This is a genomic window from Chlorogloeopsis sp. ULAP02, assembly GCF_038404745.2.
GTDB lineage: Bacteria > Cyanobacteriota > Cyanobacteriia > Cyanobacteriales > Nostocaceae > Chlorogloeopsis.
This window is the reverse complement of the sequence record NZ_JAYKTT020000074.1, coordinates 60,092-78,295: the sequence shown is the minus strand read 5'-3', so window position 1 is coordinate 78,295 and position 18,204 is coordinate 60,092. Positions and strand designations below refer to the sequence as shown.

Annotated in this window: 19 protein-coding genes; 8 read left to right on the top strand and 11 right to left on the bottom strand. The window is 42.6% G+C overall.

Annotated elements, in window-relative coordinates; genetic code table 11:
* Positions 1 to 2: 2 nt before the first annotated feature.
* The 4 genes from U2718_RS26145 to U2718_RS26130 all read right to left on the bottom strand — a co-directional run bounded on the left by U2718_RS26145 (position 3) and on the right by U2718_RS26130 (position 4,539).
* The gene (locus U2718_RS26145; protein ID WP_342002783.1) at positions 3 to 1,850 is read right to left on the bottom strand and encodes a methyltransferase domain-containing protein; all 1,848 of its coding nucleotides are present in this window, start codon (positions 1,848 to 1,850) and stop codon (positions 3 to 5) included.
* On the bottom strand, positions 1,843 to 3,153 hold the full coding sequence (locus U2718_RS26140; protein WP_342002784.1) for an ABC transporter ATP-binding protein: 1,311 nt from the start codon (positions 3,151 to 3,153) through the stop codon (positions 1,843 to 1,845). The genes U2718_RS26145 and U2718_RS26140 overlap by 8 nt, the downstream gene beginning before the upstream one ends.
* 38 nt (positions 3,154 to 3,191) lie before the next feature.
* A complete protein-coding gene (locus U2718_RS26135) occupies positions 3,192 to 4,037 on the bottom strand; it encodes an ABC transporter permease (RefSeq protein ID WP_342002847.1) in 846 nt (281 codons plus the stop codon).
* 244 nt (positions 4,038 to 4,281) lie between these two features.
* Complete coding sequence (locus U2718_RS26130) at positions 4,282 to 4,539, bottom strand: hypothetical protein (protein ID WP_411813370.1); 258 nt, start codon at positions 4,537 to 4,539, stop codon at positions 4,282 to 4,284.
* Between U2718_RS26130 and U2718_RS26125 the strand changes: the two genes are divergently transcribed.
* The 4 genes from U2718_RS26125 (at position 4,525) to U2718_RS26110 (ending at position 7,573) form a co-directional block, all read left to right on the top strand.
* Entirely contained in the window at positions 4,525 to 4,719 is a 195-nt protein-coding gene (locus U2718_RS26125) for a DUF2862 domain-containing protein (RefSeq protein ID WP_342002785.1), read from the top strand. The two genes, U2718_RS26130 and U2718_RS26125, sit on opposite strands and share 15 nt — an antisense overlap.
* A 123-nt stretch (positions 4,720 to 4,842) precedes the next feature.
* On the top strand, positions 4,843 to 5,943 hold the full coding sequence (locus U2718_RS26120) for an ArsA family ATPase (RefSeq protein ID WP_342002786.1): 1,101 nt from the start codon (positions 4,843 to 4,845) through the stop codon (positions 5,941 to 5,943).
* A gap of 192 nt (positions 5,944 to 6,135) precedes the next feature.
* Positions 6,136 to 7,176, top strand: a complete 1,041-nt coding sequence (chlG, locus tag U2718_RS26115) for a chlorophyll synthase ChlG (protein WP_342002787.1) — start codon at positions 6,136 to 6,138, stop codon at positions 7,174 to 7,176.
* Between the two features lie 109 nt (positions 7,177 to 7,285).
* Entirely contained in the window at positions 7,286 to 7,573 is a 288-nt protein-coding gene (locus U2718_RS26110; RefSeq protein WP_342002788.1) for a hypothetical protein, read from the top strand.
* A gap of 220 nt (positions 7,574 to 7,793) precedes the next feature.
* Here U2718_RS26110 and U2718_RS26105 read toward each other — a convergent pair whose 3' ends face one another.
* Positions 7,794 to 8,750, bottom strand: coding sequence for an MDR/zinc-dependent alcohol dehydrogenase-like family protein (locus U2718_RS26105; RefSeq protein WP_342002789.1), 957 nt, complete (start codon positions 8,748 to 8,750; stop codon positions 7,794 to 7,796).
* 27 nt (positions 8,751 to 8,777) lie between these two features.
* On the opposite strand from U2718_RS26105, the gene U2718_RS26100 reads away from it, so the two are divergent.
* Positions 8,778 to 9,806, top strand: coding sequence for a ChaN family lipoprotein (locus tag U2718_RS26100; protein WP_342002790.1), 1,029 nt, complete (start codon positions 8,778 to 8,780; stop codon positions 9,804 to 9,806).
* 3 nt (positions 9,807 to 9,809) lie between these two features.
* Here the strand turns inward: U2718_RS26100 and U2718_RS26095 are convergent, their stop codons facing one another.
* Both U2718_RS26095 and pyk read right to left on the bottom strand, forming a co-directional pair.
* Positions 9,810 to 10,115 (bottom strand): hypothetical protein, encoded by a 306-nt coding sequence (locus U2718_RS26095; RefSeq protein WP_342002791.1) that lies wholly within the window; start codon positions 10,113 to 10,115, stop codon positions 9,810 to 9,812.
* Positions 10,116 to 10,575: 460 nt separating this feature from the next.
* Positions 10,576 to 12,345: a pyruvate kinase gene (gene pyk / locus U2718_RS26090; protein WP_342002792.1), complete on the bottom strand. Its 1,770-nt coding sequence runs from the start codon at positions 12,343 to 12,345 to the stop codon at positions 10,576 to 10,578.
* Positions 12,346 to 12,764: 419 nt separating this feature from the next.
* Between pyk and U2718_RS26085 the strand changes: the two genes are divergently transcribed.
* Positions 12,765 to 13,019 (top strand): hypothetical protein, encoded by a 255-nt coding sequence (locus U2718_RS26085; RefSeq protein WP_342002793.1) that lies wholly within the window; start codon positions 12,765 to 12,767, stop codon positions 13,017 to 13,019.
* Between the two features lie 174 nt (positions 13,020 to 13,193).
* Positions 13,194 to 14,093 (top strand): beta-carotene hydroxylase, encoded by a 900-nt coding sequence (gene crtR, locus U2718_RS26080; RefSeq protein WP_342002794.1) that lies wholly within the window; start codon positions 13,194 to 13,196, stop codon positions 14,091 to 14,093.
* 57 nt (positions 14,094 to 14,150) lie between these two features.
* Here crtR and U2718_RS26075 read toward each other — a convergent pair whose 3' ends face one another.
* The 4 genes from U2718_RS26075 to U2718_RS26060 all read right to left on the bottom strand — a co-directional run bounded on the left by U2718_RS26075 (position 14,151) and on the right by U2718_RS26060 (position 16,498).
* Positions 14,151 to 14,342 carry a hypothetical protein gene (locus tag U2718_RS26075; protein WP_411813369.1) on the bottom strand — a complete coding sequence of 64 codons (192 nt, stop codon included), beginning with the start codon at positions 14,340 to 14,342 and terminating at the stop codon, positions 14,151 to 14,153.
* Positions 14,343 to 14,525: 183 nt separating this feature from the next.
* Positions 14,526 to 14,894, bottom strand: coding sequence for a chorismate mutase (gene aroH / locus U2718_RS26070; protein ID WP_342002848.1), 369 nt, complete (start codon positions 14,892 to 14,894; stop codon positions 14,526 to 14,528).
* 105 nt (positions 14,895 to 14,999) lie between these two features.
* On the bottom strand, positions 15,000 to 15,821 hold the full coding sequence (sppA, locus tag U2718_RS26065; RefSeq protein WP_342002795.1) for a signal peptide peptidase SppA: 822 nt from the start codon (positions 15,819 to 15,821) through the stop codon (positions 15,000 to 15,002).
* Positions 15,822 to 16,210: 389 nt separating this feature from the next.
* On the bottom strand, positions 16,211 to 16,498 hold the full coding sequence (locus tag U2718_RS26060) for a hypothetical protein (RefSeq protein WP_342002796.1): 288 nt from the start codon (positions 16,496 to 16,498) through the stop codon (positions 16,211 to 16,213).
* A gap of 646 nt (positions 16,499 to 17,144) precedes the next feature.
* Between U2718_RS26060 and U2718_RS26055 the strand changes: the two genes are divergently transcribed.
* Positions 17,145 to 17,942: an MlaE family lipid ABC transporter permease subunit gene (locus U2718_RS26055; protein ID WP_342002797.1), complete on the top strand. Its 798-nt coding sequence runs from the start codon at positions 17,145 to 17,147 to the stop codon at positions 17,940 to 17,942.
* The last annotated feature ends 262 nt before the right edge of the window (positions 17,943 to 18,204 follow it).

Below are 18,204 nucleotides of genomic sequence, written 5' to 3'. Positions count from 1 at the left end.
AATTAAGGCTTTGAGATAATTGCGATTGGAACATCCTCCATGAGTTGAGTGGGGGCTTCGTCAAGCCAACGTACAAATTCTTGCAGCATCGTGACTCTGAGGATATACTTACCCTCCTGCGGTGGTGCCTGTACTCTGGCTGTGTAAATCCTTTTCGCTACATTTTTTGCCCAAGGGTTCCATACTGTGCGTTTACAGCTATCTAACGGAGGAAATAGCTTTGTTCGCGCTCCTTCAAAAACCACACAATCATGAGTTTGTGTATTTAACCAGTGGTAAGAAATATGAACCGGATTAGAACCATAACTATGCAGAATAAATTCACTACAATTTTCGATTTTTAATTGAATTGTAAACTCAGTGTTAACTTCTACTGTCTGAGGGTAATCTATTGCTGATAATTGAATTTGACCGCTAGGCAGAGGAGGTAAAGGCGGCATTTGTAGAAGATTTTTTAACTGCTCTTGAGCAATTGGTTGATGAGATGCGATCGCAAACAGACTAGGAGCAGCACAAATTTCTCTTAAAGAATATTTTTTAACTAAACTTCCACCAGGATTGAAAGTATCACCAAACCATAAATATACATACTTAAAACATTTATTTAACTGTCTTTTTAGAATTCTGGGTGATTGCTCGTTGATATGCATGAGTAATTCATATCTCGAACGGGGCTCTGGAGATAAATAAGCCCCTACAGAAGCGGCTATTCTTCTTTTGCGTGCATAATCGTATTGGTAATACCAAAGATTGGGGAAAGTATGGACAACAAATAATCCATCTGTCTTCAGATTATTGGCAATATTTTGATAAAGCTTTTCTACTTCTTGTGAAGATAAATGCTCAATTAAATCAGATGCTACTGCCAGGTCATACTTCCCTGACAATTTTAAATTGCAAACATCATCACAAATAAATTCTACTTTTGCTTGTAGCTGTTCTTCTCCATCAAAACACTTTTTTGCTAAGTCAATCGCACTTTGTGCATAGTCAACAGCCGTGACACCAAAGCCTTGATGGGCAAAATAATAACTCAGTTCGCCTCTACCGCAGCCAAGATCTAATACGCGTCCTGATTTTTTCAAGCTAGCAATAGTAGCGACTGCTTGTAGTCTGACATCTTCTAATTTTTTGCCTTGATGTCTGTTGAAAGCCTCATAGCCTCCACAATCTTGCGTGTAATAGTTAGTTGTATAAGTATGACGAATAGCTAGACTAGATGGAACTGTACTGTATTTACTTTCAAAAACTTGTCTGTGATATTCAGGAGCAACTTTGATTAACAAATCTCCGGCGTAACCCGGTATCACTCCAAACCAATCTAGTAAATCGGCGTAGCGAAATAAAAAATCGCTAACCGCCATAAAATTCTGCCTTGTCCACAAATATCCATCTACAAGAACATAACGCCCTTGCTTAATTGCCAGTTCTAAATCGTGAAAAGAACCATCCCCATCTTGTTGCCCATCAATATGAATTAAATCGTAAATATCACCGGGAAAGCTATTCATTGCTTGTGTGTCAGCAACAATAAACTCAGCTTCAAAGGGTTGAGTAATTTTTTTTGCCCAATTTATTGCACCTTTAACACCACCATAGCTATCTGTATCCAAATCAATACCAACATATTTGGCGGTAGAATAGCCATTCAAAAAAGCAGCGGCAGAATAACCAAAGCGTACTCCGATTTCTAGGATGGAAGCTGGCTTGAGAACGCGAGCGATCGCCCACTTGAGTTTGTAGTAATCAACCCATTCATCAAACAGATGTAACAAAGGATCTTCTAGATTAGCAGTCAATCTAAAATCATATTCTGTCTTTTTTGCTTCTTGAATGATGGACTCAAACATAAGCCTGTCTGTGAATCGAAACTGTAGGATAAAGATTGACTACGCCTGTCCAGTGTATAGATTCTTTATTTTTGAACACTTTTAAATCGCTGATATTATGGGCATAAACTAGTGTTCGTTTAAACTGCCCATCTCCATATGCGCTATCAGCGACTCCCAAAGATATAGTGTATTCACCTTCATATAAAGGAACTTTCAGATTAAATTTGACTTCTAAGAAACTACCACTACTTACAGAACCGATTGTTGTTCCCATACAAAAAGTATTAGTTTCAAAAACAACCTCTCCGGTTCTATTTCTGATTTTAAAGCCTACATGAGGATCAGCGAATGATTCTTTAAATAACAATCCAACAGATATTTGTAATAATTCCTCGCTAATTAAAGATTTAATATCACGTCCATCTTCATTTAATATTTTGACAAAGCTAACACTAACTTCTGGAGAATTAATAACAACTTCATCGATGCTACCATTAAATATCTCTGAAGCTGTATTATCAGAAATCATCGAAGTAGATTCTTCAGACAATAATTGAATTTCAAATGAATCAGGTTGATTGTCCTTTTTTCTTAAAAGCTTGGCTTCATATAAATCGAGAACTTGCTTGGGTTTAGAATCAAGTATTATCTTGCCTGATTCCATTAACACAGCCCGATTGCAAAGTTTATAAACTGCATTGCGATCGTGAGAAACAAATAAAAGTGTAGTACCCGAATTTCTCAGTTCTCTGATTCTTTCAAAACATTTTTGTTGAAAATAAATATCCCCAACTGCTAAAGCTTCATCAACAATCAAAATGTCAGGATTAACGCTTACTGCCACAGCGAATGCTAATCGAACAAACATCCCGCTTGAGTAAGTTTTAACAGGTTGTTCAATGAAATCTCCAATATCAGCAAAATCGGCTATTTCATCAAACTTAGATTCTAGTTCTTCTTGACTTAATCCCAAGATTCGTCCATTAAAAAAGACATTTTGCCGTCCTGTAAACTCTGGATTAAAACCGCTACCCAATTCTAATAAAGCTGAAATCCGGCCATTAACATGAACTTCTCCTGTTGTTGGCGTCAGCGTTCCGGCAATAATTTGCAGCAGTGTACTTTTACCAGAGCCATTTTGGCCGATAATCCCAAAGGTTTCTCCTTTCGGAATTTCCAGGTTGATATCATCTAATGCTCGAAACTCCTGAGCATGGCTCCTTCCAGGCAATAAAATTTCCTTGAGTCTATCTACCGGATGAACATAGCGCTTGTAGCACTTAGATACATTTTTAAGCGAAATTGCGATTTCCTCACCCATACCACCATATGCTCAACTGCTAACATATTTTTTATTGTTTACAACACATCGGCAAAGGCTGGACGTAACCGCTTATATACCCAAAAACCGCAACAAAATACGATCGCACATATCAAAGCAGCAACTCCCCACTCGCCCCAGTGTTTTACCTCTCCTACTAAAACTAAGTCACGATAAACTTCAGAAATAGCGGTCATAGGATTTAACCAAAACACCCAATTCCGCCATTCTGGGGGAATTGCTGACGCTGGATAAACAATTGGTGTCAAATACAACCAAATATTCAAAATAACATTTAATGTTTGCGGGATATCACGCAAAAACACTGTCAATCCCGCTGTCAGATAACCTAATCCCGCTGTTAGCATTAACTGCGTTATCCAAATCAAAGGCAGTAGCGCTAAGGTATAGTGCAATGTATGAGAAGTTAGCGCTGTAAAAAAAATCAACACCATTAGTCCAAAAGAACTTTCAATGAATGATGATAATACTGGCACTAACGGTAATAAAGCTAAAGGAAATACGACCTTCTTGACTAAATTCGGCTGTCCTATCACTGAATTTGCAGATTGAATTAATCCATTACTAAAGGCAATCCAAGGCAGTAACCCTGCAAACAACCATAAACCAAAAGTAAAATTATTTTCTGGTAAGCCTTTGAGGTTCAGCTTCACTTTTAAAACAATTGAAAATACGTAAGTATAAATTAGTAACAGTGATAACTGATTAACTAAAGGCCATAAATTGCCTAAAATAGAACCTTTATACCGTGCTTCTAGATCGCGTCGTACCAAAGCTCTGAGCAAATCTAATTTTGCCCACCAAACTTCATTGATTGGCAACCAGCGTCGCAGCTTTCCTGCCTTACGGACAACTCCTCGCATTGTTTGCAACAATTCCTGCTTCCTCGCCCACTACCTACACACAATTTTTATTTTTGAAGTTGATCAGCTATGAAAGTTCCCTTTGTTTTTGATAGAAATAATTGCTACTCCAAACTCTTAGTAAAAATATCTGGGCAATTTTATCATGAATTGTTTACTGTTATCTAATATATTGCTTGTAATTTAAACTCTGTAGGTCTAGATTAAACTATTTGGATCGGTTAGTGGTTAGTGGTTTTGTTGATTAACTTTGCTGTTCAAACGATAACTTATCTTCTAAACCCGCACGGCAGTCGCACCCGACGCGCTTAACCCGACGCCCCCAACGCACTGGCTCCGCAACGCGCTGCCTTTTGTACATTTGTTGGTTTTTATTACTCTCCTTGTGTCCCCGTGTCTTTGCGTCTCCCCTTCTACGCGTCTCCCACTCCCCCAAAACACCGGATTCCGGTACACTGAGTTGTGGATTATTGCATTGTAATTTGGCATGGACATCGGACAAAAGGTTAAGGTTTATCGTCTGCGCGATCGCGTATCTAATCCTATTGCTCAAAGGCTAGGAAAAGTCGGTATCATCGAAGGCTTTAAGATGACTGATGGTAGCGGTGTTGGTGTGGTGGTAAAGTTTGATGATAATTTTACCACCTGGTTTTTTGAAGACGAACTCAAAGTAGTACAGTAAGGAAAAACCCAGTTATCGGCGGCTGTGTCCGCTGATTGCTAAACTTCGGACAGAAGTTACAAAAAAAGCCGAGTGCTAAGTTGGAGTTGAAAAAATCGGCGGTAAAAATTTAGGAATCAAGTAATGGCCCTGATACTGACATTTTTGGGCAAAGGCGGCTCTGCTCGCACTCAGGTAGCGATCGCCGCTGCCAAGCTATTAGCAAGCCAAGGAAAGCGTGTACTTCTGGCAGGAAGTGCAGAACCAGCATTACAAATCCTGTTGGGGCTTCCTGTTGGCACCGATCCTCAAGAAATTGCTGCTAATTTGCAAGTTGTACAGTTACAAGCATCAACACTGCTAGAACGTAGCTGGGAAGATGTGAAAAAACTGGAAGCACAATATCTAAGAACTCCTATCCTGAAAGATGTTTATGGACAGGAACTCTCTGTCTTGCCAGGGATGGACACTGCCCTTGTCCTCAATGCGATACGCGAGTACTACGAAAGCGGCAACTATGATGTGATCGTCTACGATGGCAGCGGCGACACTTCTACATTGCGAATGTTTGGGATGCCAGAGTATCTTAGCTGGTATGTACGGCGATTTCGGCAATTATTTGTCAACTCAGATTTAGGAAGGACAATTTCTGAATCCCCCTTGATTCAACCGCTTGTTAGCACTTTTTTCAACATCAATTGGACAGCAGATAATTTTGCTCAACCTACAAATCAAGTCAACAATTTTCTAGACAAGGGTAAAGCTGCCCTCGCTGATCCCAAGCATGTTGCTGCTTTTTTAGTGACGACTGCTGATCCGGTTGAAGTTGCCTCTGCTCGTTACCTTTGGGGAAGCGCTCAACAAGTGGGTTTAACTGTCGGTGGTGTTATTCTTGTATCTTCGGACACAAACATTAATACATCTGGGGAATTTACCCCCTTGCCTGTCAGCGTAGTTCCCCATGTCAAAGCTGATGAGTGGCAACTGCTAATGGATTCCCTACCAAACTTTGTCGCACAAGCAGTACAAGCTCCCAAACCTATTGAAATTGACATTCACGAACGAAAAGTAAGCTTGTTTTTGCCAGGATTTGACAAAAAGCAAGTCAAACTTACCCAATATGGGCCAGAAGTCACTGTAGAAGCAGGAGATCAAAGGCGAAATATTTTTCTCCCTCCAGCTTTGAGTGGTAGGCCTGTTGCAGGCGCGAAGTTTCAAAATAATTATTTGATTATCTCGTTTTAGAAAATTGTTAATGGGGATTGGGAAGAAAAGGACAAGGTGACACGGTGACACGGAGAATGATTCTCCCCTTGTCTCCCCACGCCAGTCGCCCCAAGTCGGGAAACCCGCCCACGGCGCTGGCTCCTCTCCCCCTCTCCTCTTCCTAGCCCCTAGTCCCTATAGCCCCTAGTCCCTATTTATTCAGTACGCCTTATGTCTGAATCAACTCCCACTACCACAAATTCCAATACATCTGAAGCCCTAGATTCAATCGCAACCACTGAGGAAGCACAAGCCATTGCTAATCGTGGTGCTAAAACTAGGCAACTGTTGGGCATGAAAGGTGCTGCACCTGGAGAAACATCGATTTGGAAAATCCGCTTGCAACTGATGAAGCCCATCACTTGGATTCCCTTAATGTGGGGTGTAATCTGTGGTGCGGCTTCTTCTGGGGAGTATACTTGGACACTGGAAAATGTGTTTAAGGCAGCAGTTTGTATGTTGCTATCAGGGCCATTGATGGCAGGTTATGTACAAATTCTGAACGATTACTACGATCGCGAAATTGATGCCATCAACGAACCATATCGCCCAATCCCCTCTGGAGCCATTTCTGTACCCCAGGTAATTACGCAGATTTGGGTATTATTAATTGCAGGTATTGCCTTAGCATTTACTTTAGATAAATGGGCAGGGAATGAATTTCCTACAATTACAACGATCGCTCTCATCGGTTCCTTTGTTGGCTATATATATTCAGCCCCACCTTTAAAGCTCAAGCAAAACGGCTGGTTAGGAAGTTATGCCTTAGGTGCAAGCTATATTACCTTCCCTTGGTGTACCGGTCATGCTTTGTTTGGTGAACTCAATTGGAAAATCGTTGTTCTGACTCTAATTTACAGTTTGGCTGGGTTGGGAATCGCCATTGTCAATGACTTTAAGAGTGTAGAAGGCGATCGCAAATTAGGATTGCAGTCATTACCTGTAATGTTTGGCGTCACCACCGCCGCTTGGATTTGTGTGGTGATGATTGATGTCTTTCAAACCGCGATCGCTGCCTATCTTATTTATATTCACGAAAATTTGTACGCGGCAATTCTCATATTGCTGATCATCCCACAAATTACCTTCCAGGATATGTATTTCCTGCGCGATCCCCTCAAAAATGACGTCAAATACCAAGCCAGCGCTCAACCGTTCCTAGTCTTAGGAATGCTTGTCGCTGGTTTAGCAATTGGTCATGCCGGCATCTAAATCAATACTTCTAGAGTAAGAAGTCAAGAGTGAGGAATGAGAGGTTAAGATCACATATAACTTCTCGATCCTCACTCAAATTTTTTTACAGATTTGCACAAGAATTGCCGTGTCTCAGATAATATATTTTCTAATCCATATAATTCAACAATTTTTAGTGCCTCTTTGCTTGATCAGTGCTTGGGCATTAATAATTCTCGTTGCATGGAGTTTATGGTCAGCAACACGCGATAGTGTCAAGATAGCAAAGCAGATGCATCAAATTCCCTGCTCTAGCTGCCAATATTTTACCGACGACTATCGCCTCAAATGCACTGTCCACCCCTGTATTGCTAATACAGAAGAAGCAATAAATTGTCTTGATTACCAAGCAAAAACAAATGCGATGTATTATTAGTACGAAAAGGCAGATGGCAGATGGCACAGAGAAGTTTGTAGACGCCGGAGGCGTTTTCCCGTAAGGGTGCGGAGGAAACCTCCGCTCAAAGCTTCGGATAGGCAAAAGGAATATTGCTTGTTTGATAGGCTTTTTAGCTTTTTAAATTAAATATTTGCTTCCATAATGCTACAAGAATCCTGGGCTATTTATCTTTTTACTAATGACCAATGACCAATGACTAATGACTAATTTCTAACAAAACCTTTAAAACACCTTTTGTTTGAGCATGAGCGAATGCCACCAACCCTTCACTGAGGGGGTAGCGAGCGTGAATTAGGGGTTGTACGTCTACTTTACCTTGAGCTAGCACTTCCAATGCTAGTGGAAACGGGCCACAACGCGAACCAATCAAAGTAATTTCATCTACTACCAACGAGGAAGCATCTAAGCTAAGATTGCCAGCATATGTGCTTTTAAGTACCAGTGTGCCACGAGGACGTAAAGCACGAAGCGCGATCGCAAATCCTTCGGCATTTCCCGTACACTCAACTGAAATATCAAAAGCTTTGTCTGTGACAGCATCAGCAAAGCCTGTTTTTATACCCAGTGCTTCTAAATTAGCCAGTTTTTCAGGATGACGCCCCACTACTAACAAGTCACAACCACTTAATGCCAGTGTTTGTGCTACCAATTGCCCCAGTTTGCCATCCCCAATTACAAGTACTCGCTCATCTGGATGTAATTTTACCTGCTGCTGAATTTCCAATGCTGCGGCTACAGGTTCGGTAAATGTTGCTACTTCTGTGGGAATATGATCCGGTACGATATGTAGATTCTCTATTGGTAAACAAAGATAGTCGCTAAAGGCTCCGTTACGATTAACAATGCCAAGAACTGTGCGGTTTTCACAGTGAGTTGAGTTACCGCTACGACAAAACCGACACTGCCCACAAACAGCGTTAATTTCCCCAACAACGCGTTGGTTGATTAAATGTTCTGGCCCTTGTTCCACAACGCCGACAAATTCATGTCCTAAAATGCCAGTGAAGGGATAATAGCCTCTGGTAAGTTCTAAGTCAGTGTTGCAAATACCAGCGCACAAAACCCGTACCAAGGCTTCTCCTGGTGGTGGTTCAGGAACGGGAATGTCGCTCAGTAATTGCAGTTGTTTGTTTTCCAGCCAGAGTCCTTTCATATGCAAAGCTGTACTGAGACACCTTTTATGCAATTCAAGTTACAGTCATCGACCAAAATATTAGCAAACAAGCAGCAAAGCTTCCAAACGAAAAAACTATTTTTTTACTTTTTATCTTTTACTTTTTACCTACTATTTTCCACCTTACCTGCTTGTGCTCAAACAGTAAAAAATTCCTGTCCTCCCAAATTAGTCATCGCTACACCGCCCAATAATTTAGATCCTATCTTTCCAAACTTGGATCAAAGTTGTGGTGAAGCAGAAAAATTTGTTTATAGTCCGCAACAGATGCTGTCAGAACTGGCAAAGGTCGATGTAATATACCTGGGGGAAACTCACGACAGAAGCCTCGATCACCAAAACCAACTCAAAATTATTCAAGAACTTTACCAGCGTAACCCGAAAATAGCGATCGCTATGGAAATGTTCCAGCGCCCCTATCAAGGTGTTGTCAATGAATATTTGGCAGGTAAACTAACAGAAGCACAACTACTTGAGAAAAGCCAGTACGAAAAACGCTGGGGTTTCCCTTGGGAAAATTACGCGCCCATCCTCCGCTTTGCCAAACAAAAACAACTACCCGTCTTAGCCTTAAACACCCCAACAGAAATTACTCGCAAAGTCGCCCGTCAAGGATTAGAAAGCCTTACACCCTCGGAACGCCAATTTATCCCTCCCTTTACAGAAATTCGCACTGATAACCAAGCATATCGCGAATTAGCACTTCAAGCCTTTCAACACCATCAAGATGCAGGGCATGGTAACAGCCCTAGTTCAGAACGCTTTTTCTTGGCGCAAGTGCTATGGGATGAAACAATGGCAGAGGCGATCGCTAAGTTCGTGAAAGCAAATCCAGAACACCAAGTGGTAGTGTTAGCTGGAGCAGGACATATTATCTACGGTTACGGTATTCCCAGCCGGGTAGAACGTCGGCTTGACAATCAAAAGTTTACTCAGCGATCGGTTTTACTCAGCCCTTCTGAAGATGCGACAACGGGTAAAACTCCAAAAGTGGCAGATTTTATATTGGATAAGACAAGCCCTTTAGCTTTCTAATCACTATATACGGTTGCCCAAATCCGCGCGATCGTAGGTGCAGACACGAGTAAACTTAGCGATTTCAGATGGAACCAAGCCCCATGTAATTGAGGGAGCACCACCGCCAGCATCCATGACAACCGTTGGCGTACCCTGCCCGACACAGTTGAGATGTAAACGAAATCCTCCAATATCAACAAGTTCACCGTGTGAAGGATATCTACGTCGAGCAATGGCTTCACTCACTGCTTGATAGACAATCCCCGCAAATAATCCGATTGTGGTAATGCCTAACCCAGTCAAGATCAAATTTTCCGCGATCGTCATAGCAAAGTTTATGTGGCTGATACTGCTGCACTCAAGTTTATCTTTAACTACCAATTAATTTTTGGAAAATTGTACGTTCAAGCAAGAGAAGCGATCGCATCTTGTCCAAAGCTTTGCCAGTATGGCTTGAGAGCAACTAAGAAAATATTGAGGAGTAGGAAGAGGAATTGGTTTTTTTAACCGATGCCCATTGCCCACTAACAATTCACTGTACGTGCGGGTTGTTTGCCTATGGTTTCTCTATTTCTCTTTCCCAGGCTCCAGCCTGACTGGGCATTAACTGAGGCTCCGCCTCATGAGGAGGAGGCGGAGCCTCCAGTTTGCATCACCATGCAGAGAATGATAATGAGAAATTAACCACCAACCACTAACTACTAAACACTGTACGGGCGGGTTTTAACAAAAATCTTTCTACAATGACGAAATATCTTTTCTATAAACCCGCCCCTACTAACCACTTCTACGGCGTTCCCACTGCCCCAGAATAAATCACACCTCGTTGCGTATCCATTGTCAAAATTGCTCCATCCCGAATCACCTGAGTTGCCTGCTTCACACCGACAATTACCGGCACGCCAAGACGCAAACCAATTACTGCTGCATGACAACTAAGACTTTCTTCTTCAGTAATAATACCACCTGCTTTCCGAATCGCTTCTACAAAATCGGCATTAGTGCGGGGTGCAACCAGAATATCCCCAGGATTAAAGTTACTCGCATCCATGCCAGTGTGAGCGACTCTGGCTCTACCGCTAACAGAACCTTGTCCGAGTCCAATTCCTTGACCGAGTACTGCTGTTACGACTTCTACCTTGATTAAATCTGTCGATCCGGAAATGCCTTGCAAAGTACCTGCCGTCATTACCACCAAATCTCCCTCACATACTAGCTGATTCTCCAAAGCAACATTAATGGCTGCTTGGAATGTCTGACCGGTAGAAGGCAGTTCCAAGACTAGTAGCGGTTTGACTCCCCATACCAATTGCAGTTGTCTGGCGACATTCACATGGGGTGTAACAGCCAAAATCGGCGTGTGGGGACGGAACTTAGAAACATTGCGGGCAGTGGCTCCGGTTTGTGTCAAGCTCATAATGGCTGCTGCTCCCAACTGTTCGGAAATTTGTCCGACTGCTTGGCTAATAGCGTTGGGAATGGAGCGTTTACTGTCTTTTGCCTGACTGGCATTGGTGTTTTGTGCTGCTTCCTGCTCGATTCTTTCGGCGATGCGTGCCATTGTTGCTACAGCCTCTACCGGGAACTTACCCACTGCCGTTTCATTGGAAAGCATGACAGCATCCGTGCCATCAATAATCGCATTAGCTACATCTGACACCTCAGCACGTGTAGGACGGGGATTGCCAACCATACTATCCAACATTTGGGTGGCGGTAATGATCGGAATCCCCAAGCGATTGGCAGTAGCAATTAGCTGTTTTTGCAATATAGGTACATCTTCAGCTGGAAGTTCTACACCTAAATCCCCTCTGGCAACCATAACGCCATCACACAAAGCCAAAATCGCTTCCATTTGTTCTATGGCTTCGTGTTTTTCAATTTTGGCAATGACTGGCACTTGCTTGCCTGTGCTGGAAATGAGTTCTTTGATTTCGATGACGTCTTGCGGGTTACGGACAAAGGAAAGTGCTACCCAGTCTACACCTTGATCTAAACCGAACATGAGATCCTCGCGGTCTTTGTCGGTCATGGCTTTGACAGAAAGATATACTCCGGGAAAGTTCACACCTTTGTTGTTAGAAAGTGTGCCGCCAACAGTGACGCGACAATGCAAATCGCCTTTATCTCGGCTCACCTCCTCTACCTGCATTTCTACTCGCCCGTCATCGAGAAGGATTTTTGCCCCTGTGGGAACTTCGTCTGCTAAATATTCGTAGGTAACACAGCTAATATCCTGTGTGCCAACGACTGGGCGATTCGTTAAGGTGAAGCGATCGCCACGAGCTACTACTATCGATCCATTTTCAAATTTTCCCAAGCGAATTTTTGGCCCTTGCAAATCTTGGAGAATACCTACTGGTTGATTTAACTCAAAGGCTATTTGCCGAATTAAACGAATATTGCGTTGATGATCGGCATGGGAACCGTGGGAAAAGTTTAGTCGCAACGTGGTAGCACCAGCTTCAATAATAGCTTTGAGCATTTCTGGGCTACTGGTGGCAGGGCCGATTGTGGCGACAATTTTTGTCCGGCGTACAGAATCTCTTAGTTGCATAGGGGCTGAAACTTAGGAGCTACTCAGGGAATTATCGTAATTTGAAAGTCTACCTGTTGTCTGTGCCTGCTGAATCAGTCATTTCAGCTGGCTGTTGCTTGAGGTGGAGGGAAGTTTTAAGGGGACTGGTTGTACAGCTACTTGTAAGGAAGGGATTGGGAAGAGGACACGGGGAGGGGGGACACGGGGACACGGGGACAAGGAGAAAAATTCTCCCCCACTCTGCCCCTCTGCACCTGAAGCTCCCCTACTCCTTGTTCTCTTTTTTTACACATCCTAATTAATCAACAAAAGCTTAGAGTCTCGTCTGGAATCATACCTTTAATTAGCCCCTGATATGCGAAGATAATCGATAAATCTTGCTATACAAAACTTTAAATCTCTATAATCTTTCAGGGTGGATTGTAATTTATCTAAGGATGCGATCAAGATTAAAGTCGTTTATTTGCAGCTATCATCTGTTCAGTAGAGCAGTTCAGACAGTTACTGCTGTTCTATATTATTGGCTGGTGAAGTTAATCTGCTGTAAAGCTCAAGCACTTGGTATCCCTGCAACAGTTCGTGGGGAACTCTACACAGTTCAATGGGCAGCTCTTGACCAAGAACCAATTGCCAAGGAGGATAACTATGTAGGGAAAACCAAGCTCAGGCTAATCAGAATTGCTTCTGGATAGCTCATTCATCTTGATTGCAATACTTCCCTAAATCATTGACTCCAAAGAAGTCATCCATCGATTTATCCCATCCTCAGGGAAGCTGCGACTCTCACTGTCAGCTGCCTTCTAGGGATTTTACGTGTCTACGCCCTCACATTCATTAATAACATTTGAGTAAGTAAGGAGTTTGCGATGCTCGTGTCGGAGGCACGGAAGCCACTGACAGTCCCCCCAAAAGAATTATTAGCGCCTCCTGGTGGATTGAATCCAACACTGCTGATGTTTTTGGCGGCTGTGGGAATCGTTGTGCTATCTTGCTTGGGTTACTGGGTTTGGCATTGGCCGCACTGGTTATCTTTTGTCATGAACATTATTGCCTTACATATTTCTGGCACGGTGATTCATGATGCCTGTCACCAAGCCGCCCATCGCAATAAGATAATTAATGCGATGCTAGGACATGGTAGTGCTTTGATGCTGGTTTTTGCCTTTCCGGTGTTTACACGGGTGCATTTACAGCATCATGCTCATGTCAACGATCCAAAAGATGACCCAGATCACTTTGTCTCTACAGGCGGCCCATTATGGCTAATAGCGGTACGTTTTTTCTATCATGAGGTGTTTTTCTTTAAACGCCGCCTTTGGCGAAAATATGAGCTTCTGGAATGGTTGGCAAGCCGCTTATTTGTAGTGGCAATTGTCTATCTTTCTGTGCAGTACCACTTTTTGGGTTATGTTCTGAATTTTTGGTTTGTACCTTCTGGCATCGTTGGATTAACATTGGGTTTATTTTTTGATTACTTGCCCCATCGTCCTTTTGTAGAGCGCGATCGCTGGAAAAATGCCCGCGTTTACGCAAACCCTATTCTCAATATTCTCATTCTCGGACAGAATTATCACTTAATTCATCATTTGTGGCCTTCTATTCCTTGGTACAATTATCAACCCACATACTATCTCATGAAGCCTCTTCTAGATGAAAAAGGTAGTTACCAATCGTTAGGATTACTACAAAAGAAAGACTTTTTTGCTTTCGTTTATGACATTTTTTTAGGAATTCGTTTTCATCATAAAAAACTAGAGGAAAGTTAGCAAAGAAGATAAAACAGGCTAATGGCTAATCAAAGACGTAAGTAGGGCGTTGCTGAATCAGGGGATAATTGAGGCTGAGGCGGGGACGCAAAGACACGGTGAGTCAGTCCGGTGGTGAGCCAGCGCTCTTGGTAGGGTTTCCAACGCCACTTGCTTTATGCCGGAAAACCCGTCCACCGCAGTGGCTCCTCCACAGGCGACTGGCGTAGACGCCGAAGGCGGCTTCTGTAAGTAAGGATTCCCCGGCATAAAGGAGCCAGCGCACTGGCTCCCCTATACCCCACACCCTTACACCCCCACACCCACTTTCAAGACAGAGGGTAGAAGTTGAAAAGCTTGTTCTATCTACTTATTTAACGAAGCATCTGCCAATTAGCCATTAGCAATCTTCACTGTATATTTGGCGATCGCCTTGAGAATTTTTAGGTTTGGTTAAAAAGCTTGGGGTAGTCTCCAATCAGGGCGCAATTGGGCAGCATGACGCAAATATGTATGGTAAATTGGTTTGGAGTCTGGCAGGTAAGCGTGAATTAACAACCGGATACAACGCTCCAAACTGCCTTGAACATACATTTGTTGTACATCTAGCATGGCGACGCAATCCCAATTAGGACGTTGGCGGGCGATCGCAGCTGGAAAAATTGCATCTAAATCTCGTGTCACTGTAAAAGTAACGCTAATAATATTCGATGGATGCAGTTGGTTGCGTTTTTCCAGCTCATCCATTAATTCCATGACAGCTTCTCGCATCGCTTCTAGCGTATTTTCCGAGGCTGTTGTTGCACCGCGAATCGCCCGCATTCGCCACTCCACTAATCAATCCTCCTTAAGATTCAGTCATTAAGTCATTAAGTCATTATTCATTAGTTTGGGACTGCTGAATATAGAAAAATGACAAATGACGATTTAAGGTCTATATAACCACAAAGGTAAACCACTAGTAGACATTTCAAATTCCAGCCAATCAATACCACTGGCTAATCCAGACGAAACCTGACGAGTTCCTGGCAATAAACGACTTAATAAGGGTTTACGTTCTTCTAGCGTAAAGACTTGTGTCTTTTCTGGATCAAGACCGACAAGTTCTGCTGCCCATCGACGCGCGTCTTCTTCGGTTCCTAATCTGTCTACAATACCCAATTCTAAAGCCTGCTGACCAGTAAAAATCCGACCATCTGCAAAACTTTTTACAGCTTCCACTGCTAAGTTCCGTCCCTCAGCGACTGTTTGCACGAACTGTTGATAGCTAGTATCAATCAATTCTTGTAAGATATTTTGCTCCGGCTCAGTTAGTTCTCGGTCAAAAGCCAAAATGTCTTTATAGGGGCCAGATTTGATTACCTTAAAGGAAACACCAATTTTTTCTAACAAGCGTTCCAAGTTGTTGCCACGCAAAATTACACCAATGCTACCAGTAATTGTACCTGGATTAGCCATGATGTGTTCGGCTCCCATACCAATGTAGACACCACCAGAAGCAGATATATTGCCAAAACTAGCTATAATTTTGACTTTTTCACGCAAACGCTTTAAGGCACTGTATATCTCTTGAGAATCTCCTACTGTACCGCCAGGGCTATCAATACGTAGCAGTAGAGCCGGAAATTTTTTCTCTTCTACAGTTTTCAGAGCTTCTAAAACTCGCTTGCGAGTTGCACTACCGATCGCACCAGTAATTTCAATTCGAGCAATTTGTTTGCGAAACTTAGGCTTAAAAGGCCAAATCATGGGCAGTTAAAAATACCTCTAAATTGAATCTCAAAAACAAAAACACTTATTGAACCTGCTTTTTGTTCAAAAGAAATTAAACAGGTTTGACACTCATACGAATTGTAATTTAATTTTTACAACTTGCAAGTGTCTTTTCTATATGCTAACTTACTTGCCGCTCGAACTGCTTTGTCGAATTCTAGAGTAAAAATTCAATACTAAACTTGAGTTAAATTCATCAAAATATTTTAGATTCTAAATTACCCTAAATTACCAATAAATAATAATTTCACTTTGCCAATTCAATTCTAGACGAGGACTTGCAATATTTTTCTACTGTTATAAATTAAACTTCTTGATTATAAAAATCAACAATTGCAAATTAGCTTTCTACATACCTAAGTAAACTATCGTAAAATTTGACACCGATAATAAGCATAAGTATCAAACAGTCCCCCAACAAAACCACAGGTCAAACTAATTACAAACAGTCCTCTAAAGGCAGTGCCACTACCAAAAATAATGAGAAACTGCAATATATGAGTAGCGATCGCCTCTGTTAATCCTTGTAAACCGGGGACATAACCAATGAGTGACAAGCTCAACAGCATAGCGCCGACAAGAAACATAGGGGCGACGAAACTGATAATAATCGTAAGTAGTAGGGAGCGGAGAAAGTTCGTCAAAATCGTCATAACAGGTTTGGCTCCGTGGTTTAAGAGGGACAATAGCCGTTTACCTTTAGTTGTCACTTTCTACAATAAGTGCGATCGCTCCGCAGTGGGCGAGATTTCAAAAATCTTAAGTTTTCATTAAAATACCTACACATAATTTCTCAACAGAGTTGTCAAATCTGGTCAAAGCACAACTCTGGTTAAGCCCCGCAAAATCAGGCTTGACGGGAGTATTTACAGTCATGTTTGGAGTAGAAGTGCTATGGATCGAAATATTAATTTCTGAGATGAGATTTAACCTAAGTTAACCAGAAGAGGGGAAAGGGACAAGGGGAGGGGGAAACAAGGGGACAAGAAAGCACCAGGAGCAGGGGAGCACAGGAGCGGAGAGGGAGAATAACTACTAACCACTATACGGGCGGGTTTAAAAGAGAAATTGTCGGTTCTAACCCAAAGTTAATCAATCAAACCCGCAGGGCAGTCGCACTCGACGCGCTTAAGCCGACGCCAGGTGCTACAACGGGGGGGAACCCCCAAGGGCGCACTGGCTCCGCAAGGGCGCGCTGCCTCCCCTACTAACTCCTAACCACTAACCAATCACAAATAACTATTGACTATTCACTAAATTCGCTATTCTAAATGCAGTTACCGAGTTAGATAGTGAACATTGAACGAGACTATATCTAAATCTAGTTTGGGGAAATGGGGTCAGCGGTTGCTGGCAGCAGTATTTTTGGGTGGACAAGTATTAGTTCATCTCCTCAGAGGCAAAATCCATAGACGCAATACCCTAGAACAAATGGCAGCAGTAGGGCCAGATTCACTATTTATTGCCCTTTTAACAGCCATTTTTGTGGGTGCGGTTTTTACTATTCAAGTAGCGCGGGAATTTATCACTTTTGGTGCAGGAAATCTTGTAGGTGGAGTGCTAGCAGTTGCGCTAACACGAGAACTATCTCCTGTACTCACAGCAGTAATTATCGCAGGGCGCGTAGGTTCGGCATTTGCGGCAGAAATCGGCACAATGCGTGTTACAGAACAAATAGATGCCTTATTAATGTTAAAAACAGATCCTGTAGATTACTTAGTTATTCCCCGCGTCATTGCTTGCTTTTTAATGATGCCAGTTTTAACCCTTTTATCTTTGGTGACAGGGATGCTAGGGGGATTATTTATTTCTATTAATGTATACAATCTTTCGGATACACAGTTTTTAGACTCAGCCCGTAACTTTCTTGATACTTGGGATATTTTGAGTGCCATAGTCAAAGGGTGTTGCTTTGGGGTCTTAATTGCTGTTATCGGTTGTAGTTGGGGCTTGACTACAACTGGAGGAGCTAAAGGCGTGGGACAGTCAACTACAACTGCTGTTGTTACAGCCTTGCTGATTATATTTATTAGTAACTTCTTTCTCTCTTGGTTAATGTTTCAAGGAGCGGGAAGTGCCTTATTACAAGGATTTTAGGGGCTAGGAATAAGACAAGAAGATATGGGGACACCCAGACGCGGGGAGGTGGGGACGCAAAGAGGAAGGAGTGGCAGGGGAAATGCGGGCAAAAGGAGACATGGGGACAAGGGGAACTGGTTTTTTACCGATGTCCGATGCCCATTACCCACTAACCACTGTACGGGCGGGTTTTAACAACAATCTCTCTAGGATGACGAAATATCTAAATAAACCCGCACGGCAGTCGCTACAACCGGGGGAACCCCCAAGGGCGCGCTGC